The organism is Bacillus sp. z33, assembly GCF_058313615.1.
Genome location: NZ_JBZFQN010000004.1, coordinates 97,650 through 117,007, shown reverse-complemented (window position 1 = coordinate 117,007; position 19,358 = coordinate 97,650). Strand labels below are relative to the sequence as shown.

Genomic DNA, 19,358 nt, shown 5'->3' with positions numbered 1-19,358 from the left:
AAGAGAAATATTAAATTCAACATTTCATAATAGTACTTTACTTGATTTAGGAGACCATCTAATCACTCTAAGCAAGGGAAAAACAAAACAAGTTGACCTAGAAACATCTGAAAATGCTATGAAATATACATTCAAAAAACCTCAAAACCTGTTGTTCATTGACTGTTTTAGCTGTTATGATCAAAATAAACAAAGAATAGTAGAATGCTCCTTCGATGATTTCTCAAGGGCTTTCACATTGGAATACCAAAAATATACAAATGATATATTGAAGAAAGACGAAAATGCAAATGAAGATGAAACCTTTGTAATAATGGTTGACCAATTAACATTATTAAAAGAATTAAATGGTGTTTCTTGAATGAAACTCCTCTCTACTCATTAAATAAAAGCCCGGATTCGTATTGGATCGAACCCGGGTAGATACTGAAAAAGACCCGGAAATCCCGAAAACCGAGTCTGATTAGGAAAACTATATTGTATGGTCACATTGGAGACAAAAGAATGCGTATTCTATCTTTTGGCCAGGCGTTTAAAGGGCATGATAAACCTTATGCCTTTACCCATTAGAACTCTCCATTACTAACATTTTTTCTTCTCCTAATAATTCGGCATTCACTCTCGCACTTAACTTGGTCAACCTTATCATACAATCGGGGGCTTTAGCGAAACAAGGTGACAGCAAAAATCCGTCTGTATTTTTTTCCATTAGCAATAATGTTCACAAAAAGGCTTAACAAACATAAAAAACGGAGGCCTACATGTGTAGACCTTCGTTTTTCAACTCCTTTATTCGTCTTTGCAACGTCTTAGATTGTATACCTACTTTTGGTTCTTCAAAATTTTATTCTTCCTATGTTTTCATTCATATTATTTATCTGTTTGTTTTTGCTTCTTTTTCAAATACTCCGCACGTATTTTTTCAAGTTGCTGCTTTTTATCAAATTTGGCAGGCGTCTGTTTTTCATGAAACTTTGTCACAGCTACCTTACCTTTGGTATCCAATTGATATTTTCCCACTTTGTTCACCTACTTTTCTTGTCTTTAAAGAGAATCTATTCAACAAATATAATATACCTAATTTTACTGAAGTAAACCTTATTACTTTATCAGCGTGTATTATCAATTCGTTCATTAATTATTCCTTGTAATTCATTTATCCTATCCATCATCCTTTGAGTGGCTTGCATTAAGAAGGAATCAAAAGCGATAAACCTATCCTCTGCATTATTAGCTCGTTCATCTTTAATTTCAAATGCTTGTTGGGTTTAATTTTGTATATAATCATTTAAAACATCTTCTGTCATATAAATCTCATTTCCTGACATTAGTTCATCTATATACCCAGTTTCATCAAACTCCAGAAATTCAATGACTTCTGGAACTATCTCATTTTCGCAAATTAAATCCCGAAGATTCGCCAACTCCTCGAATAGTTCTTCATACTCATCCGTTAATTTTCTACTAGACAAGTTACTTTCAATTTCTCGAATCAATCTCGATACAATGGGGCTCCAAGGCTCCAAGGGTTTGAGTGGCATTAGAGATGAATAGGAGCAGGAGTTTTTCCTGCTGGATCATGAAGAATGGGAACAGAAAAAAGCCCGGATTCGTATTGGATGGAACCCAGGTTGATATTGAGTCAGACCCGGAAATCGGAAAAGTCTACTTTACCAAAAAACGAGTCTGAATCGGAAAACTTTATTTTGTCTAGGAAAACTTTATTTTATGGTTACACCTTCAGCATAATTTCCACAACACATTCGACGTGGGAAGTTTGTGGGAACATGTCCACTGGTTGAATATATTTTGGTCTGTATTTTTTGCTTAGGTAGTCCAGATCCTTTGCCAGTGTGGATGGGTTACAGGATACATAAACGATTTTTCTTGGACGTGTCCGCAGAATGGCATCCATTAGCTTTTGATCCAAGCCGCTTCTCGGTGGATCAACGACAACGACATCCGGCCTCCAGCCTTCGCGCAGCCATTTAGGCATGAGGACTTCCGCTTTACCTACTTCGTAACTGACGTTATCCATGTTATGCTTCTTAGCGTTTTGGATGGCATCTTCAATCGATTCCGGAATGACATCCATCCCACGGACTTCTTTACAATAATCTGCAAGCCATAGTCCAATGGTTCCTACTCCGCAATAAGCATCTACCACTCGTTCATGACCATGAAGGCGGGCTGCTTTTTTCACTTCATCATAGAGCTTAACTGTCTGAACCGGATTCAATTGGAAGAAGGTACGTGCGGATAACTCATAAGATAGATTGCCAAGTTCTTCTTCAATTGCTTCCTCTCCCCAAAGGTGAATGGTCTTTTCACCGAATACAAGTGGGGTCTGTTCTTTATTCACGTTTTGAACAATCGAAACCACTTCTGGTAAGCGCTTGTTGATTTCTTCAATGATTTGGCGCTTCTTAGGTAGCTTTTCAGAAATAGTGATAATCACTACTTGGACTTGATCCGAAGAGAAACCAACACGGGTTACGACTGTTTTAACGATCCCGCTTTTCTTCTTCACATCATAGGCCGGCAATCCAAATTCCTGCAGAATATCTAGTACCGTACGGGTAACTTTGTTTGTCGCATCATGCTGAACGATACAATTTTCGATATTGATCAGATCATGAGTGTTAGCCGCATAAAGGCCCGCAATCAGTTCCTGTTTCTCATTGGTACCGACCTGGAATTGGTTCTTATTACGGTAATTCCATGGATTCTCCATGCCAATTGTTGGGCGGATATCTACATTGCTGGCATCGAATTTGCTATGACGCTCCAATGATTGAATGACAATATCACGCTTTTCCTTCAATTGTTGGCTGTATTCCAAATGCTGCAATTGGCATCCGCCGCATACGTCATAAACCGGACATGGTGCGTCGACTCGATGTGGCGATGCTTTTTTAATCTTTTTCACAAGACCTTCCGAATACTTCGGATGGACCTTCGTAATCTTTACTTCTACGATTTCATCTGGTAGAGCACCTGGTACAAATACAACTTGGCGTTTATAGTAGCCGACTCCCTCACCGTTTATACCAAGGCGTTTAATTGTTAGTAAAATCTCTTGTCCTTCACGGACTAATGTTGCCTGCTCGTTCATCCATATTCCTCCGTTTTTCAATGCTTCTCCATAAGTAAAGCGTGGCGTAGCTTAAATAAGGGTGCCACTCCTTACTGAATTGCTCCATCTCTTCCATTGTTGGCTTTCGTTCTAAGTTATATAGCAACTTAATGGCATTTTGAATACCAATATCTGCTTTTGGAAATAAATTCGGACGGCCAAGGCCAAATAACAGGAAGTTTTCCGCTGTCCATCTCCCGATACCGCGAATACTAGTTAATTCTGCTATAACTTCTTCATCCGTCTTTGTACGTAACTCTTCTAACCTGAGTTCACCACTTGCGACTTTTTCTGAAAGACCAATCACATACTCCGCCTTCCTGCCGCTGAATTTTAATCCTTTTAGCTCATCCACCGTCAGAGCAGCGGTTGTGGCTGGAGATGGATAAAACCATACTCCATCCTTTTGAAATCCATAAGTTTTGACAAAATCCTTCGTCAATCTCTGGGCAAACGCCATATTTAGCTGCTGGTGAATAATGCTTTTTACGAGGCAGCTATATAGATCAAATTCCAAAATAAGCGGGGTTCCACGGTGGAGAGTGAAAATATCATTTAGTTTCGTCCCGCCAAAATGGGCATGTATATCGGAAAGTGGCAGATGCCACTGAAAAATCTCCATTAAACGATTCGTGGCTAAAGCCTGTTCCTCTTTACCGGAAATCGTAAATGCTGGTTCATCTACCGTCCCAATGGCTTGAACAGAATAAACATTCGGTTTGCCATGGATCAGTAAAGGCACTTGAATCAATCGATTATGGTAATCTATTTCATACAAAGGATCAAGACCGATCCTTTCCAATACAAGGTCAAAATCATAGGGAGCTTCTACATGGATGGTTTCTTTCCACATCACTAACACTCCTTTACAGACTAGTCCCGTTATTATAACAGGTTTCACTGCTATATGGGTACATAGGAAAACGGCCCATCAAATCGGAGCTGTATCCATTTTCCGCTTTAGCAACACTGCCTTTATGGCACTATAACTGATTTCATCGGGAAGCTGTTCTTTTATTGGCTTTAAAAATTCACTATCTGACTTCTCAATTGCCTGTAAAATCTGGGTCTCCTCATCAGGTGAAAAGAAGTAGTTCCAATCAAACGGCAACCCTTCCTCTACACAACGGAGCAAGTGCCCTTCAACTGTAATTGGAGACAATTCTCTCTCCTTGGCTATGTCCTTCAACGTATGACCTTGTTTATATAATTCGTACGTATCCAAATGTGAATTAGCTGATCCAGCCTTCGCTTTTTTCACTGCCGGCTTAATTTCATCTGCCGCCGCAACCGATACCTCATATTCATTTTCCTTTAAAAATCCACTGATTACCTCTACAAATCGAACGCCATATTTATCAGCCTTTTGGGCACCGACCCCTTTAACCTCAAGGAAGTCACCCGTAGTCTGTGGCAGTTTTATACACATATCATGCAAAGCTTGATCGGAGAAAATTAAATATGGCGGCACTTTTTCTTGACCTGCAATTTGTTTTCGAAGGTCACGCAGTACTTCAAATAAAGGATCATCTTTTGAAATGGTTGCAATACGCACATCTTCTTTTCTCATTACCGTTCGTTTACCGAGCAATACTTCCTTACCGGCAGGTGTTACAAATAAAAGTGGATATTGCCCGCCTGTAATTCCAATCAATTGCTCAGAGGTTAGAAAATCGATAAAATCAGCTACCTCTTTCGTCGATTGATTTTTCATCAGCCCGTAAGTAGATAAGGATTGAAAGTTCTGTTCAAGCAGTTTTTTATTAGATGAGCCTGTTAACACCTGAGCAATCATCGTTTTTCCAAAACGTTCACCCGTCCTGATCATACAGGATAACACCATTTGCGCATCCTTTGTTACATCCTTGGTGCTTCTTTCATCCAGGCAATTGGAGCATCGTCCGCAATCCTCTGCCTCCTGTTCACCAAAATAGTGCAGTATATAGGACTGCAGGCAGCCTTGTGTATGGCAATAATCACGCATTTGATAGAGCTTTTGCAGCTCTTGATTTTTATGATTCTCGTCCCCAAATGATTGATCGATCAAAAAACGCTGAACCTGTACATCCTGCTCAGAATGAAGCAAAATACATACACTCGGCAAGCCATCACGTCCGGCACGACCAGCCTCTTGATAATAACTTTCCATATTTTTAGGCATTTGAGCATGAATCACATATCGTACATTTGATTTATCAATCCCCATGCCAAACGCATTGGTTGCAATCATGATGGAAATTTCATCGCTCAGAAATCTACTTTGCTCGATGTCACGTTCTGCACTTGATAGACCCGCATGATACCTGCCAACGGCGATGCCTTTTTGCTGAAGGCGCTCATATAGATGATCCACTGTTTTTCTTGTAGCGCAATAAATAATCCCAGATTCTTGTTTATTTTCCCTTACATATGCATCAATATATTTTTGCTTATTCTGCCCCTTTACGACCTGGAAGCTTAAATTCTCCCGTTCGAATCCGGTTATGACCGTACGTGAATCTTCAATATTCAGAGATTGGCGTATATCTGCCTGTACCCTCGGAGTAGCTGTTGCAGTTAAAGCCAGGACAACCGGGTTTGAATCCAATTGTTCAGCTAATGATTGGATTCGTAAATAACTCGGGCGGAAATCATGTCCCCATTGTGATATACAGTGGGCTTCATCGACGGCAATTAATCCAATCGGCAATTGGCGAATTTCTTCGATAAATCCCTGTGATTCAAGTCTTTCAGGTGCAAGATATAATAGCTTATAAGCACCCTGATGGATATCATACAAACGATCATTCGCTTCACTCGCGGTTAAGGAGCTATTAATAAAGGTTGCGGGAATACCTGCCTGGTCCAGTGAATCTACCTGGTCCTTCATGAGAGAAATTAATGGAGAAATAACGAGGGTAACACCTGGTATCATCATCGCCGGGATTTGGTAACAAATCGATTTACCCCCACCTGTCGGCATAATTCCGAGTGTATCGATCCCTTGTAATACCTGCTCAATAATTCTGGCTTGTCCATCGCGAAATTGATCATACCCAAAATACTTTTTTAAAAGAGAGCTTGCTTCTGTAAGCATAAATTCCCTCCTCCGTTCATTTATCATTCTACCTTTCATTATAGCTTATCTGCCTCTACCTATACTAGTAAGTCAGAACAGAGGTAGCCTCAAAATCTCGTAAAAACAATACCTATAATATGGTAAAATGGCAGCAATCAATGATTGAGATTTCCTAATGCAACCTGATTCCCTAGTAATGCTTTAAACAATATGAGGTGAAATTAGTGAGAACATTATTCTTGTACGCTTCTCTATTGATATTGGCAGCAAGTCTACTATCCTGCCAGAAAATAGACGATGGAGTATCATTCAAATCAATCTATTCAAACAACGACATAAATAAAATCATAATCAGAGATAAAAACTTAAAATTTAAAGAAATAACTGACAATGAAAGTATTAACAACTGGACAGAAAAGGTTGGAGAGATAAAATTTATTCGTGACGAAAATCAAAAAGAACGAGATTTCCTTTTAATTTATGATGGTTGTTTAGTTAAAGCATTTCATCAAGATCAAGAGATTGGTGACTTTAGGCAAATAAAATTAAAAGATGTGTACTATAAAGATAACGTTGAATTTAATAAGCAGATAGAATTGTTGTGTAAATAGAAGTAAGAATTTTCTTATTCGCCTATCGGAGATGTTAATTCAATAACGGAGACAGCAAAAACTATCTCTTTTTTGTTTCAGGAAGGCAAATTAATCGCAAGTTAAACTAGGTGTGTTGTTTATCCGCATAAAAAATAAGACAGATAGCACAGAGAATGGATTTGCACTCTCTTACTATCTGTCTTTTTCTATTCTCGATCATAGACAGCAAATATGATTTGTCTACTCACGAAGTTGTGTACTCTTTTGGTGATTCTTCTTTTATTTCTTTCACATTTTCTTCATCAAAGAAGAACCTGTAATCCATTGAGTCCACCAACCATTTCTTAGCCTTCTCATCATAAATCAGCGTAACCTCATAGGTCTCATTTTGATCTTCAAGTTCAGGAGTTTCATCCTTATAATAGTAATCACCCTGACTCTTGATAAGAGCATCAACATTGACCTTCCAAGCTTCCTCTTCGTATGAAATCGCAAATGAATTAAGGTCGAATGTCGTACTCAGGTATTTCCCTTTGAATAATTCCTCAAATACCTTAGCTTCATCTATTTCTTCCTGAACAGACTGCTTGAAATCTTCAGTGGCCCTTGTCATTTTGGAAGTAGTACCGCTCGTAATGGCAATCAGACTTTCACGAGTATTCTGTACCACCGTATCCATGATTTGTTTTTGTGTTTCTTCATTTTCCCCTAGATTAATCTCTGTATAAGTACTGTGAATTTCTTTTTCTTTTGTTTTAATGGTCCCCCATGGAAGTTCAGCCTCAATAGCTGCCTTCATGGTTCCGTCTGTTAAGACCGGTCCAAATTCTTCGTTCTGAAATGGATTTATTCCTACATCTTTACCATTTATATAGAGTTTCCCCTTAAGTTCAACTTCTTCCGAGTCAATCGATGTATCAATATGCACATCTTCGCCTTCTAGATACAAATCAACTGTAGGCTGATCTCCGCCATGTGTTGTTATAGAATCTTCAACGACTAAGTCAACAAAATCAGTTTTTAACTTTGCTTTTACATCATGGATACCTGGAACATACGGCCCATATGTTTTTACAAAATCAGCTTGATTCGCTTGATCCACTTTTTCGTTATTAATATATAATTCTGTATCCTTATAATTAGTTTCTACTGTTAAATAGGCAGAATCAATCATTAATTGATATTTGTCATAAAAGATAAACTTTCCATCTTGGAGAATAGTAACCATTTCATCAGATGTGGAGCTGAAGAGATCGTCAAAGTTTTCAGCATCCTCCTGTAAATCCGTCATTTCCGATTGATTTCTTAAAGACTCTACGGTTACCTTTATTTCGTCTGGATTCTCTTTATAATATTTCATAAATGCCTTAACGGTTTCTTTGTTTATATCAAGCTTTTTATCATTTGAATGTAAAAGTTCTGCCATTGCCTTTTCATCATGATTAATTAATGCTTCTTCAAAATTATTGATTAATCGTTCTTTCGAAAAAAGACTTTCCCCAATTTTATAAGCGCCAATCAAAAGTATCGCAGCTACTACTCCGGCAATAATCCATTTCTTTTTTTTGGGCGACATCGGTTTTCTTTCAGAAACACTTTGAGAATTGGAAACCTGCATGTTCGTTTGTTGATGAACTGGTGTGCCGCACTCCTTACAAAATTGGGCATTTCCACTCAGTTCTTTGCCACAATTCTTACAGAATTTCATCCTTATTCCTCCATCAATTATTGGTCTATGAATAATCAAAATATCTTATGATTACTATCAATCAATGTATGACTGAATATTGGTTATTAGCGAATCAAAAAGCATTTCTCCCATAATCAATATGACAAGAAAAGTAAGTATGTAAGTCAGCAAAGTTCCATATACGGCATCCAAACCTTCACCAGGTGAACTTTTTTTATAGAAAGTAATTAGAACAGGAACCGCGATATATATAGATCCAATCAATCCAATTGCCAGGAAATAAACAAATAGGCTTACTTCTAGAATGGACAAGACAAGTCCGACAGTGAGAATAAAAACAAAAGGAATAAGCAATAATCCAAATCTAGAAAATACTTCTTTAAACGTTACATTCACACCTCCCAATTTGATAGACATATAGGTAAAAGCAGATACTAATACCATAAAGATTGCAAAAGAAAAAAATGGCTGTATAACGACGTCCATAAACGGTAGCGTGATATTATAAGCTGTTGAAAAACTGAATAAACTCAAGCTGTTTATGACTCCTTTTATTCCAAAGTAAATCATTAGCGGCATGAACAAGCAGTATAAAATTAACGTGATGATTGCATAAGTAAAATGTTGATTTTCAATGGAAGCATGGAGGCTCGCATATGGTTTTTTTAGTACATCCATAAAATAGGTGAAATATTGTTTAGATTGATCCTTTGTCTTTTTTAAATAGTCCTCTGTCCGGTAATTCTCACTACTTTCAGCATTCGCTTGGGATAAAGGTTGTTGACTATTATTTTCAGCTGTTTCAACTAACTGATTGCCACATTCTTCACAAAATCTCCCTCCTTCATTTTCGTGACCACAACGTTGACATTTCATCTGAATCTTCTCTCCTTTTCCTCTATATTCTTTAAATTTCAAAATCAAGCCATCTTATACCGGAATTATAGGTATATAGACCTATAAAATATTATATAAATTTTTTTCCTCTTAATCACTTTTTTTGTGATAAAAATCAAAAAATTCAAAATAAACATTCCTCTATTAACATGAATTGGATAATTTAAGGACTATTTTTTCGGAAATTATTTAAAAGAGATAATCTTTTTTTCTGAAGAAATTAGAATATACATTTAATCCATCTTTTCCTTCTTTTTCGCTGACTTCCTCTCTTCACTAACTCACCATAGTCCTCTATACGCTAAAAAAACCGCTCACTCTAACGTAAGCGGTTTTGGTTAGGAAATATAAATCAAATCTTTACCTCTGTTTGCTTTTTTTGTGGCATCTGCTCAGGCTTTACACAATTTATATCATCCAAGCTTTTAAAGGTATATCCTCTCTTTTTCAAATCCATAATAACACGGCCCAAGGCTTCTGCATTATCCCTGGAGACTGAATGTAAAAGCAATATGGCTCCGGGATGAATTTGGGCCATAATCTGATCATAGGAGTGTTTCCAGCCCTGCTGACGATTCACATCCCAATCCAGGAAGGCAACCGACCATAAAATGTGCTTATACCCAAGGTTATTAGCCGTCTGGAGCGTACGTTCACTAAAGATTCCACGAGGCGGTCTTATATAGGCCATTTCTTTTTGCCCAGTAATTTCCTCTGTTTTCTTCTTAACCTTATCCAATTCCTCTGCTATTTTCTCATCAGATACCTGTGTAAAGTCTGGATGACCCCAGGAATGGTTACCGATTATATGTCCTTCCTTCACCATTCTTTTCACAAGAGGTTCAGCTGTATTCAAATAATGCCCTGTTACAAAAAATGTAGCCGGTACTTTATGTTCTTTCAATACATCCAGCACCTTTTCCGTGTATCCATTTTCATATCCATTATCAAACGTTAAGTAAATCTCTTTCTTTGTTGTGTTTACTTTATAGATCGCTCCATATTTTTCAACAACTGCATTATATTTTGGCCCCGCATCTGCAGGTTGTTCATTCTTCCCCTTATTAAATCCCCAATCATACCGAACATTTGAAATCGCCTCCGCGACACCAAAGAATGTACTCGAAAGTATGATGGCAGATAATCCGGTAATAAGCCATTTCTTCACTGTATTCCCTCCTGCTTTTACTATTGATAGAGATAGTTTTTATCATAGTAAAGGAATTTATGCAGTCGCTTTAGTCAATGTATGGTTATTATTTAGTTTTAAGGAAATCTCCTCCCCCTAAATAAAAAGGCAAATCCTAATGGTTTTAGGATTTGCCTCATACTACTTACTTATGCTTTATCGGGTTCTGTGTCCGGTCGATTTTGAAAGCTTTGAAATTTCTCCTCAATTGAATCCACGATTTCAATTAGGCGGTCAATATCTTCAATATCTGCTGTTTCAGGCTCTATACGGTCTAAAACCTCCATAAATAACTCAAGTCGGTCTTTTAGGTATTTTACTTGTTCATCTTTGTTATAAATTGGTGTTGTCAAACTAATTCGGCTCCTTTCATGCATAAATCTTATCCTAAACGATAGTAATCCAAATCGCAACTAGTCACTTCTCTTTTTCCCTAAAGAAAGAAGCTTCAACCATTCCCGGCTGAAGCTGTTCAAAATCTCAAATTTATGCAATTAGTATGGTCTGTTTTCTGCTCTGAATTGATAAGAGACATGATCCTGAATGGGTATCCAGGCTCCTATCCCTTGTGAGGTCACATTTCTTACTGCAATTTCACGTTTGCTTCCTTTTAACTGCAAATAGACCTCACCATACGTAACTTTCCCTTTTTCATTAATGGCAGGTGCATATCCATAAAGATAACCAAGTCTCATTGGGGGAATATTATATACTCTATCTTTCTTTGTTCCGCCACCAACAACCGTTTCAAACGCAAGTGGCAGTTTCGACTTTTCAGATGCTCTAGCTAGCATCATTTTTTTTATATCGTCACTGGATGGAACTTTAGCTGTCAATCCACCTCGAACAACTTTTTGTGCTTCTTGTACATAATGAATTTGGTGATTCGTATCCCCTCCGCGATTATCATAAAAATTTGTATTAATTTTTTGGTACTCCCAATTTGGAGAGGTTTCCATGGATTCATAATTTAAAGCCCATTTACCTAAATAAACGGTAGCCCGATACCAAAAAGCAACAGGATTATTTCCAATATTGGTTTCATTAAGCATGTGAATCAGTTCAGGATTTTCAATTTTCACATTGCTGGATTCAAGTAATTGTTTGGATAAGTCACTTGGCTCCAGCATAGGCGTGTCCTGACTGGGATTCGGATACGTATTTTCTTTATTAATCGATAAAACGGAATCCGGAATTTTATACTTGGCATCCTCCACCTTAGGTTCAGGTCCATCCTTTGGGGCAGCCCAATTATGCTGAGCAGGAATGATGATAAGCATGGCGATTACGATCAATATAAAAGCATTTTTTCTCATGCTTGAAGCTCCTTTCATACATACAAAAAAGAATGATTGTGCATTTATTTTCCCTCTTTAGCAAAAAATCTATTCAGAATGCAATTATTCTTTTATCCGTTCTGTAAGACCATCATAAACAAGCTGTAAAACAGGGTAAAAGACATTTAACGCCTGCTTATAATACGCGTATTTGTAACACTTTTGTAAAAAACAGAATATTTACAATTCTTATATCTGCTGCTATAATGAGATTAACATATTGTAAAGGAGGCGAAATCAACAGCCGGAATAACTACGGGGAGGAATGCTTATCGAACAATCCTCACACAAGAAAACATAATGTGGATTTCGTCACGAAATTAAAAAATTTTGTATAAGGATGTGACTTATAAAGCTAACTAACATGACTGTTTTATAAACGGTAAGACTCCTTTAAAAAGAAAACTTAACGTTGGAAAGATTAGAATGTAGTTAGACAAAACTTATGAAGAATCAAATGATAAAAACATAAAAAGACTCTGAATCTAAAGTAGATCAGAGTCTTTTTATATGTTTTTATCATAATAGGAAAAAGCCGATTCCCATAATTAAATACGCAGCAATTAAGGTAAGGCCTTCAAACCAGTTTGTTTCCCCATCGTTTGTAATGACAATCATTAAAAAGACAGATAGCACCATGGCCACCAGTTCAGGCATTGTAAAAACGAGCGGCATTTGCGTTTCAAATAATAAAGAGATCAGAACTAACGCAGGTGCTACAAACATGGCCACCTGCAAAGTGGAACCAACGGCTATTTCAACAGCAATATCCATTTTATTTTTATAAGCAAAAATTATAGCAGATGCATGCTCAGCTGCATTTCCAACAATTGCCACAATAATGACCCCAATAAACAGTTCAGACCATCCCAGCTGGTCCCCTACATCTTCAAATGTATGTACCAAATTCTCTGACACATAAGCTACTGCCACAGTTGCTAAGGCAAGAATCATAATCGCCCATTTTTTACTCCACTCTGCTTCTTCAACTTCTTCTTCTAGATGAGTCAATTCATCCTTACGCTGATAAACTCCTCGATGAGTCACCAGTTTAAAGAACAAAGCTGCCAGATATAAACAAATCAAAATAATAGAAATACCTGCACTCATAACCATTTGGTTGTTCGCTTCCATTTCCCCGGCAAATACCTCAGGAATGATAAAAGCAACCAAAACACCAAATGTCAAAAGCCCTGCATTATGCCTGGCATCAAATACATTAAATTTTTGCCGCTTATACTTAATACCGCCCAAGAAAAATGAAGCTCCGGCAACTAATAATAAATTGCCTATGACACTCCCCGTCAAAGAGGCCAATACAATTCCAACCAGTCCCGCTTTCAAAGAAAAAATAGATATTATCAGTTCAACTGCATTACCAAATGTTGCATTTAACAGTCCGCCGATTCTCGGTCCGGATATGATGGCTAAGCTTTCAGTTGCTCTCCCCATAAAACTTGCTAATGCAATAATCGTTAGACAATACACAGCAAACATTAATAGGCTTGGCCAATGTAAAATAGAACCCGCAACAGAAACTGGTAGCCCAATAATTAACATAGCAAAAAATATTTTTTGTCCCATCCCTCAAATTCCTTTCCAAACTAAATATATCTCTTTAATTCCCAAAAAAATATTAAATTACTCCTCTCAATTTCTCTTGCTAAAGTTTACAAACAATTCTAACATGGACTTCAGATAGGTAGAGGAGCGATAAAAATGAACTATCAGAAAATCAGATTTTCCGCACTTATTATTTTGGTTGCCGTTTCAGGTTTCTCACAGGGGATGCTATTACCGTTAATTGCCATCATTTTTGAACAAGATGGCGTCAGCTCCGGACTAAACGGATTAAATGCTACTGGACTTTATCTTGGAATTTTATTAATCTCACCCTTTATGGAAATTCCTTTGCGAAAATTCGGGTATAAACCTCTGATTGTTTTCGGCGGGCTGTCTGTCATTATTGCATTTTTATTATTTCCGATCCTTAATTCTTTTTGGTTCTGGTTTATCCTGCGTATGATCATTGGGATTGGCGATCATACGCTGCATTTCACTACCCAAACATGGATCACTGCTTTTACTCCAATGAACCGTAGAGGCAGAAATATATCGATTTATGGATTATCCTTCGGGATCGGTTTTGCTGCAGGCCCATTATTAACCAATCTAATTGAAATCAATCGAACATTGCCCTTTGTAGTTGCATCTGCCATCAGCTTAGTTGCTTGGTTAACCGTCTTCTTATTAAAAAATGAATTTCCGGATGAGGATTTGGAAACAACCAATGTTTTCGGTACTTTATATCGCTTCAAAAAAGTGGCCAAATATGCATGGGTCGCCTTCTTACCTCCTTTTGGATATGGCTTTTTGGAAGCATCTTTAAACGGAAATTTTCCTATTTATGCACTCCGGCTTAATATGGATGTCCAACAAGTCTCCATCATTCTCCCTGCTTTTGCAGCTGGTAGTATTATTACTCAAATTCCCTTAGGGATATTAAGTGATTCTTTAGGAAGGAAACGTATCCTGCAATATGTCCTTTTTGGTGGATTTTCTATCTTCTTAACAGCGGCCTTAATTGAACAAACTGTTACAGGATTATTTATATGCTTTTTTATTGCAGGGATGCTCGTCGGTTCAACATTCTCTTTAGGAATCAGTTATATGACCGATTTACTGCCTAAACAACTGCTTCCTGCCGGTAATATTATTTGTGGTATTGTTTTTAGTCTAGGAAGCATTTCCGGTCCGTTTTTTGGCGGCTTGGCCATTCAATATTTGCCAAACGGAAATTTCCTTCTGGTCATCAGTATCATTCTATTGCTGATTTTCATTTCTCTTAATCAGTTTAAACAAAAATCATATACCAACCACATTCAATCCTCTGTGTAAGCAGAGGATTTTTTAATTCGAGATGTTTAATTGTATCACCACCCTCTCCTGTGTTCATTCGAAAGTGTCAAATAGCCACTCATGTTCACGTATCCAATCATCAACCTTTTCGTATACTCTCTCTAAATATCCTTTTTTAAAACCTCATAGACAATAATATAAGTTTCCTACTTTCCCAAAACAATCCCTTAACATATTAGGCTATACATGTTATAATGATACGTAGATAATAATTATTATAAATAATTGGTTAAATTATTGCTGTCACAGTATTTGTGGCAGCAAAAGTTATTTTATAAGCTTAATGACTTTGAACATCATTCTCAATTATAAATGAAAAATAGGTGATAGATGAAATCTATTCTCAATTACGGGAGGTTATTGACATGGAGACGGCTCTGAATAAAACGAGCGCGAAAAATTCACCTAAACCATCCAATAAATGGAAAGAACTAAGAGATAAACTCACATCCAATTGGGAGCTTTTAGCTGCCGGTTTAAGTGGTATTCTGATTTTATACGGCTGGTTATTGTCTACAAAGGATTCGGCTTCGGCTTCGGCGTTCATCTATATCCTGGCTTATGTGATTGGCGGTTATGCAAAAGCTAAAGAAGGAATCACGCAAACAATAGAAGAAAAAAAACTAAATGTGGAACTTTTAATGATTATGGCTGCAATTGGTTCAGCCATCATTGGATATTGGACTGAAGGAGCAATCCTGATCTTTATTTTCTCATTGAGTGGTGCACTTGAAACATACACGATGAATAAAAGCCATAAAGAAATTTCTTCATTAATGGATTTACAGCCAGAACAGGCTTTAAGGATTATGGACAATAGAGAAGAAATTGTACCCGTATCTTCCTTGAAAGTTGGAGATCTAATTCTTATCAAACCTGGAGAACGCATTCCCTCTGATGGGAAGATTTCATATGGCGAAAGCACCGTTGATGAAGCGGCCATTACTGGAGAATCGATTCCAGTCAGTAAACATGTCCAAGATGAAGTTTTTGCAGGAACAGTTAATGGACATGGAACTATAAAGGTACGAGTTACGAAGCCCAACAGCGAAACATTGTTCCAAAAAATTATCACACTAGTTCAAAATGCACAAAGTGAAAAATCTCCTTCTCAATTATTTATCGAAAAATTTGAGGATATCTATGTCAAAGTAGTTCTTATCGTTGTTGGAATTATGATGTTCCTCCCACATTTTGTGTTGGGGTGGTCCTGGAACGAAACGTTTTATCGTGCAATGGTGTTATTAGTTGTAGCTTCACCATGTGCACTGGTCGCTTCCATCATGCCGGCGACTTTATCTGCAATCTCGAATGGTGCTAAAAACGGAATTTTATTCAAAGGCGGTGTCCATCTCGAAACCTTAGGTAATGTTAAAGCCATCGCATTCGATAAAACAGGGACACTTACTCAAGGAAAACCAGTGGTAACGGATATTTTAATCCGTGATGATATCGATCGAAAAGAATTTTTATTTAGTGTGGCTTCCCTTGAACAAAATTCGAATCATCCTCTGGGACAATCCATTGTTAAATTTGTGGAACAACAATATCAACAGACATTGCCACGTATAGTTTCAGAAGAGATATCCGGATACGGTGTTCAAGGATACGTAAACGGACACTACTGGAAAATTGGTAAGAAAGATTTTGTTGGACATGAAGCTGCTTTATCATTTGAAGATGGAGCTGCAATTGAATTAATGTCTGAGGGGAAAACATTATCCTACGTAGAAGATGAGAAGGGTATAGCTGGAATTATCGCTTTAAAAGATGTCATCCGTAAAGAGACTGCAGAAGCACTCCATACTTTAAAAGAATTAGATGTATACACTTGTATGCTGACTGGAGATAACGAGCACACAGCTCAAGTCATCGCCAAAGAAAGCCAATTATCAGGGTTTGTGGCTGGTTGTTTGCCTGAACGTAAGGTAGAAGAGGTTAAAAAGCTAAGGGAAAAATATACAACTGTGGCTATGGTAGGAGATGGTATTAATGATGCACCGGCTTTAGCAACTGCTTCTGTCGGAATTGCCATGGGTGAAGGCTCTGATGTGGCTCTTGATACAGCGGATATTGTCCTGATGAAAAATGATTTACCAAAAATAGCTGAGGCCATCCAATTATCCAAACGTATGAATCAGATCATCCGCCAGAATGTAATTTTTTCTATTTTAGTCATTATGGTTTTAGTGGCATCAAACTTTTTCCAGGTACTAGACCTCCCCTTTGGCGTAATCGGCCATGAAGGTAGTACTATTCTTGTCATACTAAACAGCCTCCGTTTGCTAAAATCTAAATAAGCTGGATAGTCTATTTAATCCCAAATCAACCATGGGTGGAGAAAAACCGTTTTGTTTTCTCCACTTTTTTGTATCTTCATATCACTATTCTTAAGAAAACTATACATTTCGATACAATAACATAAATGCCAATTTAATCAGCCCAGAAACTTACTGGAACCGATCCCTCGCTACCCAGACAATGATATACAGGACAATTCCCCTAAAAGTGCCATCAAAAAAGAGACTGTACGATAAGCACCTAAATAACTCATCGGACGGTCTCATTTTTTAATCAACGTACACTTCTAAAAGCAATACATCTGTCCTCCACAATATGCTGACTATTCATTTAGTAAACAATTGCCATTCATCTATACTTTAGTCACCCTGTTCTTGGACCATACCGCATTTACTTCTCCTCCGATAATAATCACAAGTCCGGTTAAATAAAACCAAAGCATTAATACGATTAATCCTCCAAGACTGCCGTATGTAGATGAATAGTTCGCAAATCTACTTACGTAAAATGAAAATGCTAAGGATGATCCAGCCCATCCAATACTTGCAAAAATTGCTCCAGGCAAAGCGTTCATAATTTTCATTTTCAGATTAGGTCCAACCCAATATATGATTAAAAATACAAAGGTAATCACAGCAATGGAGATCCCCCAGCGTAGCAGATCATAAACAAAGGAAGGTTCAAAACCAAGGAAATCAAATACAATATTGAGAATGTATTTTCCAAACACCGGCAATAGTAAAGACACCACTACTACCAAGATCAGTCCTATGGTTAAAATCAAAGCTAATCCTCTTACTTTAAAAAATGATCTGGTTTCCTCAATATCATATGCATGGTTGAGTGCACGCATAATGGCGTTTGTCCCATTGGATGCAGACCAAATCGTGGCCAGGATCCCGAAGGATAATAAGCCGCCATTTTGGTTACTCATGATTTCTTTTAAACTCGCTTCTAATAGCTTTGCCGATTCTGCCGGTGCATACGTATGCAAAATGTCCATTATATCTGCTTGATTGACCGGTAAGAAAGGCAACAAGGTGATAACAAATATCAAAAGCGGAAAAATGGATAGTAAGAAGTAATAGGCTAACTGTGCCGCTAGTCCTGTTACTTCATCATCCTTTATTTTTTCAACTAAATGTTTAATCATAGATTTATTTACATGCTGTTTTGCATTATTCATCCTGGAGCCACCTCTGTTCAACTGATTCATCTTATTTAGTAGAAGTGGTACTTAAGCCATCAGATGAAGTGCTATTAGACTTGTCAGAAGATTTTTTGTCCACTAGAACTTCTTTTGTTTCTTTAATAACCCCTGCTACTTGCGGAGGCATTTCTTTCATTTCATCTACTTTTTCAGAGATAAATTGAACGTCTTGACCAATTTGATCGATGTTTGTACGAATTTTACCAGAAATATCTTTCACATTTTCCACAACTGAATTAGGATCTTTCGCTACCGATTTAAGATTGGTCAGCATATTTTGACCGCCTGTGATCACGGTATTGCGAGTATTCTTATCTAATAAACTAATCGCAAAACCTGCCGCTGCTCCACCTAAAATTGCCATCCACAGTTTACTTCCCTTTTGATTGCTTCTATTCATCATTATCCCTCCAGAATTAATATTACTTACTTATCTTATATTCATAGATTTACCTATAATGACGGATTTCTAAACATAAATGTCACTAGATTATTATTATTATTATTATTACTCGAGGCAGAAGTATTCTTATAATATTATTAATAAAATGATTCATTTGATATTTTTTTATAGAGTTTTAAGGGATTTAACTGTATTTTCACAATCGATTAATGATTTTCTTTGGGGTCGTTGTACTTAGTTTTAATAGTCAGTAACAGCGAAAACAAAATAAACAGACACAGAATTTTAAACTTGAATTTGACAGATAACGAATTACATGGAATGATATTGCTAATATAAGTGAAGAAGGGATGAATGAAGTGGCAGATTTATCAATTAAATCCACTGAGAATATCAACTTGATGATTACGGGCATCCAAGAAAAATTACAAATGATCAATAGTTCCGCCATGCGACCAGACAGCTTTAATGAGAGTACTTATGAGGATTTATTAGAAATATATGAAATGGTCATGTCCAAGGATCGCTTCAGTCCCAGTGAAATGCAAGCAATTGTAGAAGAAATCGGAAATCTAAGAAAATAACTAAAGTAAAATAACTCCTCTGCTATCCTAGCAGAGGAGTT

The 19,358-nt window shown here is 37.2% G+C and carries 18 protein-coding genes; 5 read left to right on the top strand and 13 right to left on the bottom strand.

Features of this window, described 5'->3' with window-relative positions:
* Positions 1-238: 238 nt before the first annotated feature.
* Complete coding sequence (locus AC4G3L_RS15195; RefSeq protein ID WP_491077839.1) at positions 239-361, top strand: hypothetical protein; 123 nt, start codon at positions 239-241, stop codon at positions 359-361.
* A 509-nt stretch (positions 362-870) separates the two neighbouring features.
* Here AC4G3L_RS15195 and AC4G3L_RS15190 read toward each other — a convergent pair.
* The 5 genes from AC4G3L_RS15190 to recQ form a co-directional block, all read right to left on the bottom strand.
* Entirely contained in the window at positions 871-1,020 is a 150-nt protein-coding gene (locus AC4G3L_RS15190) for a hypothetical protein (RefSeq protein WP_088090641.1), read from the bottom strand.
* Positions 1,021-1,268: 248 nt separating this feature from the next.
* Positions 1,269-1,472 carry a hypothetical protein gene (locus AC4G3L_RS15185; RefSeq protein WP_491077838.1) on the bottom strand — a complete coding sequence of 68 codons (204 nt, stop codon included), beginning with the start codon at positions 1,470-1,472 and terminating at the stop codon, positions 1,269-1,271.
* Positions 1,473-1,732: 260 nt separating this feature from the next.
* Complete coding sequence (rlmD, locus tag AC4G3L_RS15180) at positions 1,733-3,115, bottom strand: 23S rRNA (uracil(1939)-C(5))-methyltransferase RlmD (protein WP_491077837.1); 1,383 nt, start codon at positions 3,113-3,115, stop codon at positions 1,733-1,735.
* A complete protein-coding gene (locus tag AC4G3L_RS15175) occupies positions 3,087-3,989 on the bottom strand; it encodes a DNA-3-methyladenine glycosylase family protein (protein ID WP_491077836.1) in 903 nt (300 codons plus the stop codon). The genes rlmD and AC4G3L_RS15175 overlap by 29 nt, the downstream gene beginning before the upstream one ends.
* A 78-nt stretch (positions 3,990-4,067) precedes the next feature.
* Entirely contained in the window at positions 4,068-6,212 is a 2,145-nt protein-coding gene (gene recQ / locus AC4G3L_RS15170) for a DNA helicase RecQ (RefSeq protein ID WP_491077835.1), read from the bottom strand.
* Between the two features lie 206 nt (positions 6,213-6,418).
* On the opposite strand from recQ, the gene AC4G3L_RS15165 reads away from it, so the two are divergent.
* The gene (locus AC4G3L_RS15165) at positions 6,419-6,805 is read left to right on the top strand and encodes a hypothetical protein (protein WP_491077834.1); all 387 of its coding nucleotides are present in this window, start codon (positions 6,419-6,421) and stop codon (positions 6,803-6,805) included.
* Between the two features lie 226 nt (positions 6,806-7,031).
* Here the strand turns inward: AC4G3L_RS15165 and AC4G3L_RS15160 are convergent, their stop codons facing one another.
* The 6 genes from AC4G3L_RS15160 to cax all read right to left on the bottom strand — a co-directional run bounded on the left by AC4G3L_RS15160 (position 7,032) and on the right by cax (position 13,484).
* On the bottom strand, positions 7,032-8,495 hold the full coding sequence (locus tag AC4G3L_RS15160; RefSeq protein WP_491077833.1) for a zinc ribbon domain-containing protein: 1,464 nt from the start codon (positions 8,493-8,495) through the stop codon (positions 7,032-7,034).
* 57 nt (positions 8,496-8,552) lie between these two features.
* A complete protein-coding gene (locus tag AC4G3L_RS15155; RefSeq protein WP_491077832.1) occupies positions 8,553-9,353 on the bottom strand; it encodes a hypothetical protein in 801 nt (266 codons plus the stop codon).
* Between the two features lie 373 nt (positions 9,354-9,726).
* Positions 9,727-10,527, bottom strand: a complete 801-nt coding sequence (gene pdaA / locus AC4G3L_RS15150) for a delta-lactam-biosynthetic de-N-acetylase (protein ID WP_491077971.1) — start codon at positions 10,525-10,527, stop codon at positions 9,727-9,729.
* Between the two features lie 185 nt (positions 10,528-10,712).
* Positions 10,713-10,916 carry an SE1561 family protein gene (locus AC4G3L_RS15145; protein WP_491077831.1) on the bottom strand — a complete coding sequence of 68 codons (204 nt, stop codon included), beginning with the start codon at positions 10,914-10,916 and terminating at the stop codon, positions 10,713-10,715.
* A gap of 141 nt (positions 10,917-11,057) precedes the next feature.
* Complete coding sequence (locus tag AC4G3L_RS15140) at positions 11,058-11,843, bottom strand: YfkD family protein (RefSeq protein ID WP_491077970.1); 786 nt, start codon at positions 11,841-11,843, stop codon at positions 11,058-11,060.
* Between the two features lie 576 nt (positions 11,844-12,419).
* Complete coding sequence (gene cax / locus AC4G3L_RS15135) at positions 12,420-13,484, bottom strand: calcium/proton exchanger (RefSeq protein WP_491077830.1); 1,065 nt, start codon at positions 13,482-13,484, stop codon at positions 12,420-12,422.
* 135 nt (positions 13,485-13,619) lie between these two features.
* On the opposite strand from cax, the gene AC4G3L_RS15130 reads away from it, so the two are divergent.
* Together AC4G3L_RS15130 and AC4G3L_RS15125 are read left to right on the top strand one after the other, a co-directional pair.
* Complete coding sequence (locus AC4G3L_RS15130) at positions 13,620-14,798, top strand: MFS transporter (RefSeq protein ID WP_491077829.1); 1,179 nt, start codon at positions 13,620-13,622, stop codon at positions 14,796-14,798.
* A gap of 386 nt (positions 14,799-15,184) precedes the next feature.
* On the top strand, positions 15,185-17,119 hold the full coding sequence (locus tag AC4G3L_RS15125) for a heavy metal translocating P-type ATPase (RefSeq protein WP_491077828.1): 1,935 nt from the start codon (positions 15,185-15,187) through the stop codon (positions 17,117-17,119).
* Positions 17,120-17,472: 353 nt separating this feature from the next.
* On the opposite strand, the gene AC4G3L_RS15120 is transcribed toward AC4G3L_RS15125, so the two are convergent.
* Together AC4G3L_RS15120 and AC4G3L_RS15115 are read right to left on the bottom strand one after the other, a co-directional pair.
* Positions 17,473-18,306, bottom strand: a complete 834-nt coding sequence (locus tag AC4G3L_RS15120) for a YihY/virulence factor BrkB family protein (protein WP_491077827.1) — start codon at positions 18,304-18,306, stop codon at positions 17,473-17,475.
* Between the two features lie 31 nt (positions 18,307-18,337).
* The gene (locus AC4G3L_RS15115; RefSeq protein ID WP_491077826.1) at positions 18,338-18,733 is read right to left on the bottom strand and encodes a YtxH domain-containing protein; all 396 of its coding nucleotides are present in this window, start codon (positions 18,731-18,733) and stop codon (positions 18,338-18,340) included.
* A gap of 359 nt (positions 18,734-19,092) precedes the next feature.
* Here AC4G3L_RS15115 and AC4G3L_RS15110 point away from each other — a divergent pair, with 359 nt between their 5' ends.
* On the top strand, positions 19,093-19,317 hold the full coding sequence (locus tag AC4G3L_RS15110; RefSeq protein WP_491077825.1) for a DUF1128 domain-containing protein: 225 nt from the start codon (positions 19,093-19,095) through the stop codon (positions 19,315-19,317).
* Positions 19,318-19,358: the final 41 nt, after the last annotated feature.